The following is a 17,129-nucleotide window of genomic DNA, read 5'->3' on the forward strand; positions in this document are numbered from 1 at the left end:
CCGGCCGTTATTACATTTGTAATGATTACATAAACCTTAAGAAATGCGTACTGTTCTTTTTGCGATATTTCCTTTCCTGATAACTTTTTCAAGCTTTGGTCAGGGCAATCTCAGGCAACAGCTGATCAAAAACTGGAAGAAAACAGATATTTCCGCTATTGACGGCAGTCCTTATTACGATGACGAAACGGCCAACCTGGACTTCGACCTCAATTTCTTCTCGTCTGACTCTGTTTACCTCTTCAACAACAGCCGCCTGACGCCTTTACGCTACCGCCTTACCGCCGACAGCCTGCTGGTGCTTTCGGGCTTACGGCTGAAGATCAGGGAGATTTCCGACATCAGGCTGGTGGTAGAATCGCTGGAAAGTGAAGGGTTTGATTTTAAAATGACCTATACCCCCAAGCCTCTTTTTGATCTGACCTATACCCCGGAAGCCTACCGGGCCAAAAACGGAGAGGTGGTATTCACGGCTATCCACGGAAAACTGGAGCCCCAGTTTGTGCATAAGACCATGAGTCCTGTAGATTATATTTTCGAACAGTTTGGCTTTCCCGAGTACCGGAAGGGCGGGTTTGTGGTGCGTTTTGTGGTGACCGCCAAAGGAGAGCTTACCGGAATACGGGTAGTGGCCTCGTCTAACGACCGCTTCAACGACAAGCTGGTGAATGCCGTACTTAAAACCAAAGGCATGTGGAAGCCGGCCGAATTTAAAGGGGAAAAAGTAGCTACGGAAGTAGAGTACGATTACAACCTGGGGTACAACGACCGCAATCTTACCTCGGAGGTAGATTCTGTGTCATACAGCAAGATGTATCTTGATTACGGCTTACAGTTTATCTCTACCGGCGCCTACAGGAATGCCGCTACCTATCTCAAAAAGGCCATTGATTTTAACCCCCTGAACGTGGAGGCCTACTTCAAACATGCGGAAGTATCTTTTGCGCTGAGAAGAAAGGACGAGGGCTGCGAGAGCCTGTCGTACCTGCTGCTGCTGGAGCAAAAGAAAGCCGAGCCGCTGTATGAGAAGCACTGCAAGTGACAGGGATTCTGCCCGGGGAGTGGTTTTTGTGAAGTTGTTGTTTTGTGAAGCATGATCCGGCCCGTCAGAAAAACAACTTTACAAAACAACAACTTCACGAAAGCGCATTTCTTACTGACCCAGGAAATACTCCGATTCCATTTTCCCCCAGGCAGGCGAATAGCTGTTCGGCGATTTAAAGACTTCAAATTTTTTCAACGCACTTTCAAAGTAAGGCTTTGCCTTCTCTTTTCCCCCACCGAAGTTCTCGGGTGTAAAGAAAATATTGGAGGCCTTCAGGTAATCGATCCTCGGGTTCTGCGGATCAAGCCTGGCGGCTTCAGTCAGGTGTTGCTCAAACAGGGCGCCGTATTTCTGCCAGCGGGCCATGGGGTCTACCGTCAGACGGGCCGAGCTCAGGTTGGCTTTCAGCACTTCTATTTCGGCATTTTTAGGCGACAGGGCGTCAGCTTTGTTTAAATACTGTTCCGCTTTATCCAGCATCACATCTTTTTCTGCCGTTCCGGTGGCGGTATACGATTCTTTGATCAGCCCGTAAGCCACCCAGTATTGCGGCAGCCATTCCCGGGTTTCGGCATTGGCCACCCGCTCCATTTTATTGATCAGGGGCATAACCGATTTCTGGTATTCGTTCTGAAGCTGCCCGGTCAATTCGGTCATGGTGGCTTCGTACTTTTCTTTCTGCGCGCTGGCCGCCAGCGAACAGCCCGCCAGGAGCACCATCAAAATCATCTTTTTCATTTTCGTGTTTGTTTAAATTATTAAAAGTTAAGATCTGCTTCTTTTGACCGGCCGTTCAGCTTACCGAACGTCCAGGACATCCCAAAAAAGACGGAAGTTTTCATCGGTGATTTCACCGCATACCGCTCACTGCCGTCAGGTGAATAGCGGTAACCGAAGATATTGTCCCTGCCCAACAGGTTGTCAACCAGGAAGTAGAAAACCAGGAAGCTGTTCCGGGTCTGCTTGATCTTGCTGGCCATTATGCTTACCGTTTGATAGGGTTTGGTCATTTCGCGGGTACTGAAATCGTCTGCCGGAGCGTATACGGGTCTGCCCGAGGCAAAAGAATAGGTCACTCCCACGTTGGTGCCGATCTCCGTAAAAAATTTCTTGGTGACCAAGCTCATGTTGTGGCGGGCCGCAAAAGAAGGCATGAGCTGCTTCGGGTAATTTTTGAAGTCCCTGCGGGTATCCAGGAAAGAGTACGTAATCCACAGATCGCCGTTCTTAATGGCTTTTTCATCCCGGAAAAACACATCAAATCCGCGGGCGTAGCCGTTTCCGGTATTGGAGGTTTTCCCGGTAGGAAAACGGTACGGATCGGGATCGAACGAGCCGGTTTCTTCTTTTACCAGCCGGTCGTATTTCTTATAAAACGCTTCGGTACGGAAAGTTCTTTTATTTTTGATCACCTGGTAATTCAGGATGAGGTGATCGGCCTGCTCAAACGTGAGGTTACGATTGGTATAAAGGTATTCTTTTTCAGGGTTCTGGTAAAACCGCCCCCCCGCAAAAGAGAACTGGGAGAATTGCCCTGCCTTATAGGCCAGCGACAGCCTTGGTGCCAGGTTGCTTTCTCCCAGCACAGAGGTATATTCGTACCGCAGGCCGGGCCGTACGGCCAGCTTCGGCGTGAAATACATTTCTGTTTCTGCAAACAGCGCCGAATAGCTGTCGTTAAAACCGAAATTGTATTCGTTATACCGGTTTCCAACGGAAATATAGTGGCTTTCCCCGCCGAAGTTAAACGAATTGGCATTGGAATCGCCGAACAATTTGGTAAACACCACCCGGGCCTGGGTACGTTCATCGGTACGGTCGGCGTTGTAATCACGGATGTCCAGGTTATCGCGGTTGTTTGAATAAGAGAGGCCGCTGTTCATGACCCAGGTCTCGTCTTTAAAAACATATTTATACGATGCATTGGTAAACAGGTTCTTGTTGCGATTGGCAAAGCGGTAAGTTCCTTCCTGCGGGTCGTATGAGGGCAGGTTCATGGCCGAGGTATTGTCTGACCAGGTGCCGTACAACTTAAACGTGCTGTTTCGCTGCAGGTTTTTATTGATGGTCAGGCTGGTGCCAATGCCCTGCGGCACGGTTTCAAAGTCGAAACGGTTTTTGACCAATGCCAGCAGGGGGGCAATATTGGTGTAATATACCGAACCGGTGATCCAGCCTTTGTGGGTATGCGAAACCCCGGCGCCTGCCAGGTTCAGGCTGGCGGTGGTAGAGGTATTGGTGCCCAGCTGATCCTGCGTGGAGAGCAGCAGCACCGAAGACAGCGCCTGCCCGTACTGGGCCGAATAGCCGCCGGTGCTGAAGGCCGTACCTTTAAACATAAAGGGTTCAAAGCGCCCGCGCTGGGGAACATCGGGCGTGCTGCTGAAAAACGGGTTCTGAACAATCATGCCGTCAATGACCGTCTTGGTCTCCTGGGCTGAACCGCCGCGAACAAAGAGCCCCTCCTGCTCGCCCACCCGGCTTGAACCGGGTAAAAGCTGCATGACCGAGGTGATATCGGCATTGCCTCCGGCCGTGGTGACAATGTCCAGCGGTTTCAGCATAACCATCCGTTTGCTGTCAGAAGCTTCAAAAACCCCGGCAGACACCACCACAGCGTTCAGCTGGTTGATGGTTTCTTTCAGGGCAAAATCAACGGCAATGTCGCTGGCACCCAGCTCTATTGCTTTAACCAGGGTATGGTAGCCGATGATAGAGGCCTGCAGCTTAAAGCTTCCTTTTTCAGTGGTTTCAAAACTAAAGGTGCCGTCTTCAGCGGAGGTGGCGCCGTCATAGGTGTCCAGGAGAGATACATTGGCAAAGGCCAGGGCCTCGCCTTTGGTATCCGTTATTTTTCCCCTGATTTTTATCTGGGCCTGGGTCAGGAAAGGGAATAGTAATAGTAGTAATAGCTTTTTCATTTTTTGATGGAGATTGGCCGGGAGGCTGCTTTTTTGTTTTTCCGGCGGGCCGGGTTATCCTTCCGGCGAAAAAACGACTTTACGAAAAACAGCCTGACCCACTTTCTGCTTCAAAATTACCCGCAGGAGACTTTTCACTGAAGGAGTTTTCGATGAGCCTTTCAGAATTACCGATAAACGGTATTTTTTACCGATAAATTTAGGGGGTGTTTTTCAGGAACTTTACCGGATCAATCCATTTTTTTCTTACTTTTACCCGATTTACTTCAGAAAGCGGACCAGATCACAGACCGGGTTGGAGAAGAAACGGGTTGGGTCTGTCTATTTTGTTACACCTTAAAACTGATTATGAAATTAAACGTTACTGCCAAGATTTTTATCGGAATGGCCCTGGGTATTATCGTAGGGTATATCCTCAACAAAACTCTTTCACCAGAACCTATTGAGAAATGGAGCGATTATCTTAACCTCCTGAGTGTCATATTCCTCCGGATGATCAAAATGATCATTGGTCCGCTGGTCTTTTCCATCCTGACCGTGGGTATTGCCAAGCTGGGCGACTTTAAGCTGGTGGGGCGTATCGGCCTGAAAACCCTGGGCTATTTCTATTTTGCCACCATACTTTCGCTGATCACCGGCTTAATTGCCGTGAATGTTCTGAAGCCGGGTTCGGGCATGCAGGGGAAACTCCCGGCAGCCGGAGCGGCTACCGGTGTGGAGACGAAGAAAATGAGCCTTGATAATTTCTTTGAGCACCTGATCCCGGAAAGTATTTTCGATGCCCTGGCCACCAATGAGATCCTGCAGATCGTGGTGTTTGCCATTTTCTTCGGCATTGCTACCGCGGCTATAGGCGACAAGGGAAAAGTGATCATCAAAGGCCTGGATTCAGTGGCGGAGGTGATGTTCAAGGTGGTAGGTTACGTGATGGAATTTGCCCCGTATGCGGTTTTCGGCGCAGTAGCCCGCGTAGTGGCTCAAAAAGGACTCGGCATTTTGGGAGATTACCTGTACCTGATCATCTGTTTCTTCGCAACCCTGCTCTTTTTTATATTCGCCGTGCTGCCGGCCATTTGTCTTTTTGCCAAAGTACCGTACTGGAAGCTCCTTTCGTATGTGAAGAGTGCTATTTTCCTTTCATTCGGAACCGCCAGCTCAGAGGCTTCCATGCCTATGCAGATTGAAAAACTGAAAGAATACGGTGTGCCTGAAAGAATTGTAAGCTTTGTTCTGCCGTTGGGATATTCTTTTAACCTTGACGGCTCAATGATGTATATGACCTTTGCCACCGGGTTTATTGCCCAGGCTTACGGTATAGATCTCAGCCTGGGAGAACAGATCACCATGCTGCTGACTTTGCTGATCACCAGCAAGGGCATTGCCGGTGTGCCGCGGGCCTCACTGGTGGTTATTGCCGGAACCATGGCCATGTTTGACCTGCCGGCCGAAGGGCTGATCCTCCTTTTTGCCGTAGACTGGCTCCTGGATATGGGTCGCTCGGCTACTTCTGTGGCCGGAAACGCCGTAGCCACGGCCATTGTAGCCAAATGGGAAGGGGAACTGGAAACTGCATAATACCTGTAATTTTTGTCTATTGATATGAAACGCATTTTTTTTCTTTTTGCTGTTTTACCCGTTTTTGTATTTGCCCAGTCTGAGCAGATACAGGTTACTGATTTAACGCGGATCAAACAGGTCTCCGAGATTTCAACCGCCAAAAACAAGATTGTTTTTACGGTCAATTCTATTGAAAAAAACGAAGACAGACCCCTGGAATACGATTATGTGAATAATTTGTTCCTGGTATCCGATGACCGGAAAAGCGTTACGGCGCTTACCCGCGGCCGCGAAGGGGTCTCGCAGGCCGAGCTTTCGCCCGACGGAAAGCAGGTGGCGTTTGTGAGGCGTGTAAAAGAGAAGTCGCAGATCTTTATTCTTCCGCTGAACGGTGGAGAACCCTGGCAGCTGACGAATTCAAAGTACGGCGCTTCTTCGCCCCGGTTCAGTCCTGACGGCAGCCGCCTCCTGTACAATGTCAACATCAAACTGGATGAGCTGGTCAATGATTCCCTGCTGAACCCGGCAAAGGCCTTACCGCCTTTTTCCATGGAGAAGCCCGGTTTTGCTTCGGATGATTACCTGCTGAAAAACAAGCAGGTAAAGCCCAATCCTGACGGGAGCCTGGAAGAGATCAGGGCTTACCTGAACAAAAGTGCCGAAGATAAAAAGACGCGGGTATTTACGCGCCTGAATTTCCAGGGTGAGGCCAACCTGAACGGGGATATTTCCTTTAATCACCTGTACGAGATCGAAGTGCGGGAAAATGCGGTAGCACGTGCCCTGACATCGGGGTTTGCTTCATACAACGGGGCAAGCTACGCCCCTGACGGCCAAAGCATTTACGCCAGCACAGCCAAAGACAGCGACGAGCATCCTGACCGCGAGAATGAAAACCGGATCGTGCAGATCCGGCGGGCCGATCTTTCGCAAAAGACCCTCCTGGAGCAGGCCGGAACGGCCTTCCGGGGATTCAGCGTCTCGCCCTCCGGGAAAAAGGCAATTACCGTGGTGACGACTACCGGAGGACTTAGCTACGGACAGGCCGCCCTGCTCAACAGTGACGGCACGGGGCTGAAGCTGATTGATTTTGACCGGGTACCTTCTAATTTTAACTGGAGCCCGGATGAGAAAACCCTCTGGTTTGTTGCGCAATCAAACGGCGGCAGCCCGGTATACAAGCTGGATATAGCCAGCGGAAAGGTCACCCGAATCACCGATTTTGAATCGGGAATAACGCAACTGAACCTGCTGGGCAACGGTGAATGGGTGTATGCCAAAACCGAAGTGAGCAACCCGAATGAATTGTATATCTCGAACGCTGATTTCAGCAAAAATACCCGTATCACCGACCTGAATGCTTCCTGGGTCAAAAACAAGAAGCTGAGCTATCCTGAGAAAAAAATCTACAGGAACTCTGCCGGGCAGGATATTGAGTTCTGGGTGATGAAGCCTGTGAATATGGAAGCCGGGAAAAAATACCCGCTGGTTCTGCAGCTTCACGGCGGCCCCACGGCCATGTGGGGACCGGGCGAAGCCTCTATGTGGCATGAGTTCCAGTATTTTACGGCTCAGGGTTATGGGGTGGTATATCCTAACCAGCGCGGTTCGGGAGGATACGGGAAAGATTTCCAGTTTTCCAATTACCGCGACTGGGGCAAAGGCCCGCAGGAAGATGCCCTGGGCGCTGTAGATATGGTTTCGAAAGAAAGCTGGGTAGATACCTCCCGCCTGGTCATTACCGGGGGCTCATACGCCGGTTACCTGACCGCCTGGATCATCGGGCATGATCACCGTTTCAAGGCTGCATTTGCCCAGCGCGGGGTGTATGACCTGACCACTTTTATGGGTGAAGGAAATGCCTGGCGGCTGACGCCCAATTATTTCGGATTGCCCTGGGAGGACGAGGCGGTTACGAAGATCCGCGAAAATTCTCCCTACACGTATGTAGATAAAATCACCACGCCGTTCCTGATCAAGCACGGCGATAACGACCTTCGTACGGGCGTGGTTCAGTCGGAAATGATGTACAAAAGCCTGAAATACCTGAACCGTGAAGTGGAATATGTACGTTACCAGGGAGCCACGCATGAGCTTTCGCGAACCGGTAACGTGCGGCAGCGGATCGACCGTATCCTGCGGATTCATGAGTTCTTCCAAAGATATATAGCAAAATAACCCGGAGAAGTTGACCACCTCCGGTTCATGAATAAGAGCCGGAGGTGATATTGTACAATATCTTGTATATTTAAGATTTACATTTTATCTTTGCACAAAAGATAGAAGAGAAAAATGCTGACTGTCAATTATTCGGTTTTCCGCCAGGAATTAAAAACTTTCCTGGATAAGGTAAGTCTAAGTCATAGCCCTATGATTGTTACCCGTTCCAAGGGCGAGGATGTGGTCGTCATGTCAAAGTCTGATTATGACAGCCTGGAGGAAACGTATTATTTAATGAAAAGTCCGGCCAATGCAACCCGGCTCCTCAAAGGCATAGAAGATTATAAACAAGGCAGGTTCATAGAAAAAGAGCTTATTGACGAATGAAAAAACTTTTTCTGGTGGGCGCCTGGGAGGATTATCTCTACTGGCAGGCCACCGATAAATCCACACTGAAGAAAATAAATGCGCTGCTCAGGGAGATTGAAAGAATTCCGTATGAAGGCAGCGGTAAGCCGGAACCTTTAAAATACCAGTTAACGGACTGGTGGTCAAGAAGGATCAACCTGGAGCAGCGGCTGGTTTACCGGGTAGAAGAAAATACACTGATTGTTCTTCAATGCCGGTACCACTATTGAGTAAAGCCTCACTTTTGCATTAAGGCTTCACTTTTGAGCGTTTCACTCCCCGGAATGTCATTTTCACCGGCAGGATATTTCCTGCTTTATCAAAATACATGCGGTCTATACAGGTTACGCGGGCGTTCCGGTCGGTTTCTCCCAGCGGGCGGCGGTGATAAATAATATACCACTCGTCTTTCCCGGCGTTATGGATCACGGAGTGGTGCCCGGCACCGTAGGCAATGGCCGGATCCGGCTGCAGGATAGTTCCTTTTCTTTCAAATGGCCCCAGCGGGCTGTCAGCTACAGCATAGGCCACGGAGTAATTGGGCCCGGTCCACCCCCCTTCTGACCACATAAAATAATATTTCCCGTCTTTTTTAAACATGAACGGGCCTTCCACGTATTTCTCAGGGGTGATCTCTTTAAACACGGTACCGTCGGCAAAGGGGATAAACCCGGTAAAGTCATCGTTCAGGCGGGCTATATTGCAGTGCCGCCATCCCCCGTAAATGAGGTAATATTCGTTGCCGTCTTTGTATACAAACTGATCAATGGGCTGAGCACCGTTATAAAAGCGGTCCACCAACGGTTTGCCGATGTGGTCCCGGAACGGTCCCTGGGGGCTGTCGGCTACGGCCACACCGATCCCGCCGGTTTCCTGGTCGCTCTGGATATCATTTGCCCCGAAAAACAGGTAGTATTTACCACCTTTCTCAACGATGGCGGGAGCCCACAGCGCTTTTTTCGCCCAGCGAACGGCAGCGGTATCCAGTATGCGGGAGTGGCGGGTCCAACGGGTCAGGTCTTCCGACGAAAACGCATCAAAATATACCTGCTGCTCATAAGGAGCAGAATAGGTGGGGTAAATCCAGTATTGCCGGTTAAAAATGACACCCTCCGGGTCGGCGTACCAGCCTTCAAAAACGGGGTTTCCCGAGTAATCCTTCTGGGCAACACCGCTTATTGCAAGGCACATGCCCGTTATCCATAGAATAATTTTCTTCATTATTGCTGTTGTAAACAGGGCACAAGTTAGTGAAAAAATGGTTAGTTCTCCTTCACCACCCTCAGGGTCACTACCCCGTTCCCGGATTTCACCCGGAGAATATACAAACCGGGAGCCAGCTCGCCTGTCTGCAGCTTCACGGTTTCCCGGCTGCCGCTGAAGCCGGCCTGCCGGAGCACATTTCCCGGCAAATCTACCAGTGTCACTTCCCCGCCATCGGCCTCACTGCTTATTTCCACCTGCAGCCATGCCGTGGCCGGGTTGGGCCAGAGCCGCACCTGCAGCGCCCCTGCCTGCACCAGCGTGTCGGCTTTCATCTCTTCTGCTCCGGCTTCTTCATTGGCTGTTTTTTTACGTTCACTCTTCTCTTTTGCCAGCAACTCACGGTTTTCGCTATCCCGGCACAGCAGCCCTCCGCCCGACCAGTACGTATGCCGGCCTCCGCGAATACTTTCGGCGGCAAAGAAACCTTCCATGTATTTCTCCTTGCCTCCAGTGGTTCTCAGGGTTCCCCTGCTGTGCATGTATCCTTTCACTTCTTCTCCCCTGATCCGTATATTGCCCCGGCTGTAGAGCCTTACGGTCTCTTTCTCCCGGTTGAACGTTCCGCCCAGCTTCACCTTATCCCGGATCATCAGTGCTGCGGGTGCTTCAAAGCTCACTTCGGCCCCTTTCTTAAGCCTGATGCTTCGTATATATACATCACCCCCGCTAAATACCAGCTTTGCATCTTTTCCGCCCCTGATCCTGCCGTAGCTGCCGGCTGCGAACCTGCGCGTTTCCCCTTTTTTTATTTTTTCTTTTTTCCTGTCCTTGCGGTCGTTACTCCTGAAGCCTTCGGCCTGGGGAGCCTTCCCCCGCATGTAAGCGGCCGATTCGCTCCCGTTGTCAAAGCGCGTTCTTTCTGATTTTACAAACGATTCCACCACCGTTTTTCTAAGCCTCACCATTCCTTTCCTGCCGCTCACGCCAACTCCTCCTGCATTCACTTCATTGTGCCGCAGCACCACCTTTTCTTCGGCCAGCACCCCGTACGAGCACGGACACACGCCTTCCGGGTCATGGACCAGTATTTCTGCCCTTGCCGTGCCTGTATTCCCGCTGCCGTCTCTGGCTGTCAGCGTGACCAGTCGCCTGCCCAGATCGCTGCAGCTGAAAGTGGTCTGCGACAGGCTCAGTCCGGTTATCCCGCAGTTGTCTGTGCTGCCGTCGTTGACCCTATCGGCCTCAAGGCTGGCTTTGCCGCTGCCGTCCAGCTCCACGATCAGGTCCTGTGCCCGGATCACCGGGGCTATGGTATCTTTGACGGTCACCCGGATCGCCCGCGTGGTAGTGTTCCCCGCTTTATCCCGGAGGGTATAGCGTACCGTATGCTCTCCTGTTTCCGTACAGCTGAATTGGCTACGCTCCAACTCGCTGCCGGCTATGCCGCAGTTGTCGCTGCCGCCCAGCGCTTCTTCCTTGAGCGTGGCCTTCCCCTCTGCGGTCAGGTAGATGGTTATGGCAGCGGTTTCTATTACCGGTGCGGTAGTATCGGCCACGGTAATGATGATGATTTTTTCGGTTTCGTTGCCACTCTTGTCCCGGCCTTTCAGGATAACCTCCTGCTCTCCCGTATCGTCACAACCGAATTCTGAACGGCTCAGGGTCAGGCTATCCAGGCCGCAGTTATCGCTGCTGCCCGCACCGGCTTCTGCGGCTTTGGCCGTTGCGCGACCGTTTTTATCAAGGTATACGGTAAACGGTGCGGCTTTTAATACAGGGGCGGTGGTATCGGCCACGATCACCCGCACTTCTGCTTCTGTAACGGCTCCCTGAACGTCTTCCACGCGCACTTTTATCGTGTTTTCACCGATATCGCCGCAGTCAAATCCGGTCTTTGAAGCGGTAATGTCCCAGATACCGCAGTTGTCCTGCACCAGGTCCCCGGTTTTCAGCACGGCTTTTCCCTGCCCGTCGAGCACCAGCTGTACCAGGCCGGTAGTTATGGCCGGCGGACGGTTGTCAACTACGTGGATGTCTGCCAGTGCTGTAGAGGTATTCCCCGAGGCGTCTGTTCCGGTCAGGATCACCTGCAGGTGGCCCAGGTCACGGCAGTCAAATTCCGTACGGTTGAGGCTCAGCTGTAGCGGGCCGCAGTTGTCGTAGGAGCCCGCGTCTACGTCGGCCACCGCGATGACGGCCCGCCCCTGCTCATTGAGCTCCAGGGTGAGCCCCCTGGCTTTCACTACCGGTATGCTGTGGTCTACCACGTGTACCTGGCTGGTGCAGGAGGCAGAGGCCCCGTGGGTATCCACTACCGTCATGATGGCCGTGTAGGTACCTACCCGCAGGGCCGGGTTGATGTCGATGCTGCGGTTAAACCAGTCGTTATTGGTATCGTAGGAGCCCGCATCCAGGTCTTCTGTTCTTAAAATGGCATAGCAGTCGTCTTTGGCTACCAGCACCACCACGGGCTTACATACCGCCATGGGTGGCACGTTGCATTCTTTGGTAGTCAGCGTGATCTGTGATTCGCTCACACAGCCCTGCGCAGAGCGTACTTTTACGTTGTATATCCCGCCTGCGGTAGCCTGGATGCTGCGTGTCTGCGCACCGGTGCTCCAGTCATAGCTTTCGCCTTCGGGCGCTGTGAGCTTCACGGATTCCCCTTCGCAGAATTCCAGCGGACCGTCGGCCACAACAGGATTACCCGGAGTAACAGGGCCGGTCAGTACCCGCTGGCCGGCAGCCACTATAGCCGTATTGGCATAGGTTATGGAAAAATTGCTGTAGGTGCCGGTTCTCAATCCTCCCAGGATAAACGTACCGTTTGACGCCGTAACGGTAGCAGAGGTATCGGTGGAGTTCCTTTTAAAGCTAAGTGTATAATTTTGGTCGGGCAGGGTCGTTATAAAGGTGATCGCCCCGGTGGTCCCGTCACAGGTCTGAGGCCCGGTCGCTTCAGCCAGCGTGAGGGTAAAGCCGCCGGGGTTGCATGCTGCCTGCACTGCTGCTTCTGTAGCACAGTTGCCCAGGTTGCCGGAGATGCTGCGTTGCCTGTTCGTAGCCAGGTAGGCGCATATATTGGCAAGATTACAGACAGACAGCGCTCCGTTATCCTGGATGTACAGGTAGCTTACCCCGCTCAGATCGGCATTTTTAAGGCCTTCTATCGAGGTCAGACCCGTATTATTCACCATATTAATTTCTTCTCCTATACTGGTTACCGCTGAAAGCGCGTCAAGATTCTGCAATAAGGGATTGTTTCCTATATAAAGCTCTTTTCCTATTGTTTTCAGCCCTGACAAACCGCTGATATCCTGCAAGCCGGCTGCATTGTTGAACCGGAGGTCTCCGCCAATGCTTTCCAGGAAGGTGAGGCCGCTAAGGTTTTCCACCGTTCCCTGAACGGTCACATTCCCGGTGATGCCGGTACAGTGGCTGTAGGTGCTTACAAATGCCGCCACCTCTCCCGGATTGTTAAAAGTAACATCTGCGGGGCATTGCGTCGGTTGGGGGGTACCCTGCTGGGAATAGGCTACAATGTAAGTATCGACCGTACCTGTAGCCTGGCGGCTCAGCTCGGTAGCCTCGGGGTCAAAGTCAGCTGTTTGGGTAAAACCACCGGTGAGGTATACTTTATCGTTATTAACCGCTATAGAGGAAGCATAATCACTGCCCGGGCCGCCTATGGTTTTCCCCCATTGGTAGTCGCCATCCGGGCTTAGCTTTACCATAAAGATATCTCTGCCGCCACGGGTGGTAAACAGGGCTTGTGCCGGACCGGGATCGAGGTCAATGGCATTTTCAAACCGCCCGGTAATATAGATGTTGCCTGAGCCGTCAATTGCAGCGCAGGTGGCTTCTTCGTCGGTATTGCCTGTCCCGGCCATTGACCGGGCCCAGACAAAGCTACCGTCTGTGGTTAATTTTAGTACAAATACATCCCAATATCCTTTCCCTTCGATCATAAAAACACCTCCCGGTGAAGGATCAAAATCTACATCTCCTTCAAAATAACCGGTCACGACCAGGTTACCGGCGCCGTCAAGCACCACAGATGTGCCGAAGTCATTGAACGAGCTGCCGTGTATACCCCGGGTCCAGACAAAATTTCCGGTTGCATCCAGCCGGGTAATAAAGATATCGGTGCTGGCCAGGCTGGTCAGCTGATCGCTGCCAAAGCTGGCCGTTTGGGTGAAGGTGCCTGTGGTGTATGTGTTTCCCTGCTCATCCACATCCAGCGAGTAGGGCTGATCACTGCCGGGGCCGCCCATGCGCCGGGCCCAGATGCAATTGCCCGCCAGGTCAAATTTAGCCACAAAAATATCGGAGGAAGTATTGGGGGGTGTGCCGCCATCAGCGGTCAGGATGCCGTCCGGGCTCCCTGTACCAAAATTTACTTCTCCGCGGAAAGACCCGGTCACATATACAAAATTTCCCTGCGCCTTAATAAAGTACCCGTTATCGGCCAGAACGGAGCCCATTGACTTTACCCAGCGGAAATCGCCGTCAGGCGAGAGCTTCAGCACAAAGATATCTTCATCTGTACTCTGGGGGTAGCTGAGCGCACCTGTTGCCGTGAGGTTATTGACGGCGGGTCCGGGATCAAAATCTACCGTTCTCCGGAAAGACCCGGTCACATATACATTGCCCGAGGCATCAACCGTTATACCTTCCACGTAATCTTCTTCTTCCCCGCCGATGGTCTTTGTCCAGACCGGGTTTCCGGAAAGGTCAAATTTGGAGATGGCCATATCGGCTTTGCCGTTGCTGGTAAAGCTTTGCCCGCCAAAGTCTACGGTATTGTAAAACAAAACTACCGAGTACAGGTAGTTTCCGCTGACCACGATCTGCTGGCGCGACTGGCTGGTACCGCTGCTGCCGAACTGCCGGATCCAATCGGGGTGGAGCTCCTGCGCATGGCCTGTAATGCCTGACAGTAAACAGAAAAAAAACAGGAGTACTTGTTTATGCATGACTATACCGGTTTAAAAGCTGATTCTTCTTATTTGCCTTCAAAAGTCATGTTTATTGAAATCGCGGGCAATACTCCATATGGATAGTTTTGAGGGACAAGGGATATTAATTTACAGCTAAACCCCTCATTTATACGGGGTATATGTTTATCTTAGCAGGTGTATTAAGAAACCTGCCATGGCCAGAGCTGCTTTTCTGCTCCTGCTTCTTTCTGCCTGTGGGCCGCTGTTTTCACAGACGGCACGGATAGATCGTTACAAAGCACGCCTGCATGCTTTGCCGCCTGCTTCGCAGAAAGAACGCCTGGAAGCTTTACTGGGGCTATGCCGGGAAAAGTATTCGCTCAGCGGTGATACCCTCTGCACTTATTCTGCTCAAGCCATGGAACTGGCCGGGAAAATCAACAACCGTCCGGCTTACTATGAGGCCTGCAATTTTTATGCATGGGGCCTGATGGCTCGCGGGCAGCTCGACAGCTGCGAGAAGTTTATCCAGCCTTTCCTTGACCTCCTGAAGGAAAACAGCCGGTACCGCCCCCAGTATATCCGATTGAGAATCACGTATGCCAATAACCTGTATAAGAAAACCCGGCCCAATCTCAGCCTGAAAAGCATGTATGAACTGCTCCAGGAGGTGAAAGATGCTTCTTCAAGAATGGATATCCTGAACGAGATTGCGGTAGCTTACGGGGGCATGGAGCATTTTGAAAAGGAGATCGAATGGGCCGACCGCTCACTGGCCCTGAACCGGAACCCGCAAAGCATAGAAGAGAAAAGCGCCTACGTCAGGTCGCTGTCGAATAAGGCTATTGCGTATATTCACCTGTATGAACGGGCACACGACAAAGCCTATGCCGACTCCTGCATACAGTGTGCCACCCGGGCGCTGGACATGGCCCGTGAGAACGATATCCTCCTGTTTTACTGCCAGTCGCTCATTCTTATGGGGTATTATTACAGCTACCTGAACGACCCCGAAAAAGCGGAGTATTATCTGAAAAAGGGAGTGGAGATAAGGAAAATCAGCAATGAGCCCATTTTCATTGTGTCTGACCTGACCGTTCTGGGCACCTTTTATGCCACTACCGGCCAGCCCGGCAAAGGCATTGAGGTTTGCCGGGAAGCCCTGGCGGTATGCCGGGAGCGAAAGCTGGGATTTTCGGTTTCCACGCTGGCCTACAAGGCGCTCTGCCAGAATTATGAGGCGGCCGGTGACCAGCAGGCACTGGCCGCCACGCTCAGGCAGCTGCTGAAAGTGAAAGACTCGCTTTACCTGCAAAACCTCGACGGGGAAATTGAAAAGCTGGATGCCGTATACAACCTGCAGAAGCAGGAGATCGAGCTGGCCCGGAAAGAGGCTTCGCTGCATAAGAAGAACTTCCAGTTTTACAGCATACTGATTACGGCGGCCTTCCTGGCCATATCAGCGGGAATCTGGTTCAACGGTTATAAGAAAAACCGGAAGCTGGAGCTGCGTTACGTGCAGGAAGAAGAAAAGCGGAAGGCCGAGCTGGCCGTGAAAGAGGCAGAAGAAAACGAAAGGAAACGCCTGGCCGCCGACCTGCACGACCACCTGGGTGTGCAGGCCAACGTGATCCTCCATACGGCCGAGCAGCTCCGGGCTGATGCCGATGCCGGGCTGATCAGCCACCTGAACGATTCGGCCAAAGATATGCTCTTCTTTTTGAGGGAAACGTTATGGGCACTGAAGTCTGCGGATGTTTCGGCCGAGAATGTCTGGCTGAGGATCCTGAATTTTATTACCCGGATGAAAAGAACGTATACCGACATCCGGTTTGAAATCAGCGGAACTCCCCCGACCGGGCTGCTCCTGCCTTCTGCCAAAGCCCTGAATATCCTGATGATCGTGCAGGAAGCCGTGAACAATGCCGCACGGCATAGCCGGGGAACCGTTATCAGGATTGTATCGGAGCCGGACGTTTCGTGCTGGCGCCTGTACGTGACCGACAACGGAACGGGATTTTCACCGGAACAGATGGAAGGAGAAAGCTACGGGCTGACCCATATGCGGCAGCGGTCGGAGACCTCGGGGTTCCGTTTTGGCCTGATTAGCGGAGAAGGTACGCAGGTAATGGTGGAAATCCCGCTGGAATGAGTTCAAAAATTATCCAAAAGGAGTATTGACAAACCTGTTGGAATACGTCAATTTTAGTATTGAAAACCCAAAGCCATGATACGTATAGCAATTGTAGACGACAAACTGAGAAACCGGCGGATGGTTATGGAGAAACTGGCGGTAAATCCTTTTTTCTCGGTTGTTCTCGAAGCGGAAGACGGGAGCGCTTTCCTCGACAAAATACAGGCCATTCACCCGGACGACCTGCCGCATATTGTGCTCATGGACCTTGAAATGCCCCATATCAACGGCGTGGCGGCCATTGCTACGGCGTCATCGCTGTACCCGGGCATCCGGTTTGTGGTGCTTACTGTTTTTGATGACGAAGAGAAAATCTTCCAGGCCATCAAGGCAGGAGCCAGCGGCTATCTTCTGAAGGAAGAAAGCGGTGAGGTACTGGCAGAAATGCTGCTCAGCCTGTGGGAGAGCGGTGCGGGGCCCATTTCTCCCAGCATTGCCTACAAGATATTGCAGATGCTCCAGACCAAGGACCCGGCCCAAAAAACGGAGCAACCCGATATTTTCCGGCTCAGCCAGCGGGAAAAGGAGATCCTGGAGCTGCTGGCCGGGGGCTTTGAATACAAGGAGATTGCAGACAAGCTGTTTATCAGCCCCAATACCGTCAAGAAGCATTGCATCAGCATTTACCAGAAGCTGCACGTAAGCAACCGCACCCAGGCGGTTAAGATTGCCTATGCCAAAGGGCTGGTATAAAACCC

11 protein-coding genes are annotated in these 17,129 nt (G+C 52.0%); 7 read left to right on the forward strand and 4 right to left on the reverse strand.

What is annotated here, in order from left to right; genetic code table 11:
* Positions 1–43 precede the first annotated feature (43 nt).
* Positions 44–1,042, forward strand: coding sequence for an energy transducer TonB (locus tag AB2U10_RS12610; protein ID WP_367915236.1), 999 nt, complete (start codon positions 44–46; stop codon positions 1,040–1,042).
* Positions 1,043–1,153: 111 nt separating this feature from the next.
* Here the strand turns inward: AB2U10_RS12610 and AB2U10_RS12615 are convergent, their stop codons facing one another.
* Positions 1,154–1,783 (reverse strand): hypothetical protein, encoded by a 630-nt coding sequence (locus AB2U10_RS12615; protein WP_367915235.1) that lies wholly within the window; start codon positions 1,781–1,783, stop codon positions 1,154–1,156.
* Between the two features lie 20 nt (positions 1,784–1,803).
* Positions 1,804–3,966, reverse strand: a complete 2,163-nt coding sequence (locus AB2U10_RS12620) for a TonB-dependent receptor (protein WP_367915234.1) — start codon at positions 3,964–3,966, stop codon at positions 1,804–1,806.
* Between the two features lie 348 nt (positions 3,967–4,314).
* Here AB2U10_RS12620 and AB2U10_RS12625 point away from each other — a divergent pair, with 348 nt between their 5' ends.
* The 4 genes from AB2U10_RS12625 (at position 4,315) to AB2U10_RS12640 (ending at position 8,321) form a co-directional block, all read left to right on the forward strand.
* Positions 4,315–5,541, forward strand: a complete 1,227-nt coding sequence (locus AB2U10_RS12625) for a dicarboxylate/amino acid:cation symporter (RefSeq protein WP_367915233.1) — start codon at positions 4,315–4,317, stop codon at positions 5,539–5,541.
* 24 nt (positions 5,542–5,565) lie between these two features.
* On the forward strand, positions 5,566–7,701 hold the full coding sequence (locus AB2U10_RS12630) for a S9 family peptidase (RefSeq protein ID WP_367915232.1): 2,136 nt from the start codon (positions 5,566–5,568) through the stop codon (positions 7,699–7,701).
* Between the two features lie 114 nt (positions 7,702–7,815).
* On the forward strand, positions 7,816–8,070 hold the full coding sequence (locus AB2U10_RS12635) for a type II toxin-antitoxin system Phd/YefM family antitoxin (protein ID WP_367915231.1): 255 nt from the start codon (positions 7,816–7,818) through the stop codon (positions 8,068–8,070).
* On the forward strand, positions 8,067–8,321 hold the full coding sequence (locus AB2U10_RS12640; protein WP_367915230.1) for a Txe/YoeB family addiction module toxin: 255 nt from the start codon (positions 8,067–8,069) through the stop codon (positions 8,319–8,321). The genes AB2U10_RS12635 and AB2U10_RS12640 overlap by 4 nt, the downstream gene beginning before the upstream one ends.
* A 19-nt stretch (positions 8,322–8,340) precedes the next feature.
* Here the strand turns inward: AB2U10_RS12640 and AB2U10_RS12645 are convergent, their stop codons facing one another.
* Both AB2U10_RS12645 and AB2U10_RS12650 read right to left on the reverse strand, forming a co-directional pair.
* Positions 8,341–9,312 carry a glycoside hydrolase family 43 protein gene (locus AB2U10_RS12645; protein ID WP_493820563.1) on the reverse strand — a complete coding sequence of 324 codons (972 nt, stop codon included), beginning with the start codon at positions 9,310–9,312 and terminating at the stop codon, positions 8,341–8,343.
* A gap of 41 nt (positions 9,313–9,353) precedes the next feature.
* Complete coding sequence (locus tag AB2U10_RS12650) at positions 9,354–14,273, reverse strand: SBBP repeat-containing protein (RefSeq protein ID WP_367915229.1); 4,920 nt, start codon at positions 14,271–14,273, stop codon at positions 9,354–9,356.
* Positions 14,274–14,451: 178 nt separating this feature from the next.
* Between AB2U10_RS12650 and AB2U10_RS12655 the strand changes: the two genes are divergently transcribed.
* Positions 14,452–16,389, forward strand: a complete 1,938-nt coding sequence (locus tag AB2U10_RS12655) for a tetratricopeptide repeat-containing sensor histidine kinase (protein ID WP_367915228.1) — start codon at positions 14,452–14,454, stop codon at positions 16,387–16,389.
* A 75-nt stretch (positions 16,390–16,464) separates the two neighbouring features.
* The gene (locus tag AB2U10_RS12660; RefSeq protein ID WP_367915227.1) at positions 16,465–17,124 is read left to right on the forward strand and encodes a LuxR C-terminal-related transcriptional regulator; all 660 of its coding nucleotides are present in this window, start codon (positions 16,465–16,467) and stop codon (positions 17,122–17,124) included.
* Positions 17,125–17,129: the final 5 nt, after the last annotated feature.

It is taken from the genome of Leadbetterella sp. DM7 (genome assembly GCF_040829825.2).
Taxonomy (GTDB): domain Bacteria; phylum Bacteroidota; class Bacteroidia; order Cytophagales; family Spirosomataceae; genus Leadbetterella.